This is a genomic window from Pseudomonas sp. Fl5BN2 (genome assembly GCF_009908205.1).
Taxonomy (GTDB): Bacteria; Pseudomonadota; Gammaproteobacteria; order Pseudomonadales; family Pseudomonadaceae; genus Aquipseudomonas.
Map to the genome: position 1 here is coordinate 1 of NZ_JAAARL010000118.1, position 379 is coordinate 379.

Here is a 379-nt window from a genome sequence, read left to right on the forward strand (position 1 = left end):
CTCAATGGCCAGCGTGGTGATGGAGCACTGGACGCGGTTGGCCAGCGGGTCATAGTGGAAACACAGCCCCTGCAGGAGCGCATCAATAGCCCGTCGACGCAGCACTGGTGGCATGCGTCGACGCAGACCACGCGAACGGGCATGCGCCACATGAATGGCGAAATCAAAACGGGAAGTGAAGCCCACCGCCTTTTCCATCAGTTTTTCGCAGAACTTCAGCGTTCCTGCACCTTCACGGGGTGTAAACACCGGATTCGGGTTCTTTACCTGGCGGTAATACGTTTGGTGAAGATCAGTCACACCATCCTGCACTTACAATGCGCAGAAGGAGCGAGCACAGAAAGAAGTCTTGAACTTTTCCGGGCATATAACTATACTC

The 379-nt window shown here is 54.6% G+C and carries 2 protein-coding genes; both read right to left on the reverse strand.

Annotated features, from left to right (window positions below; translation table 11 throughout):
- A partial coding sequence (gene repA / locus GV819_RS32885) for a plasmid replication initiator RepA (protein WP_283667338.1) occupies nt 1–300 on the reverse strand: 300 nt, incomplete at its 3' end.
- A complete protein-coding gene (gene tap / locus GV819_RS32890; RefSeq protein ID WP_001365705.1) occupies nt 293–367 on the reverse strand; it encodes a RepA leader peptide Tap in 75 nt (24 codons plus the stop codon). The genes repA and tap, both read right to left, overlap by 8 nt.
- Nucleotides 368–379 lie beyond the last annotated feature (12 nt).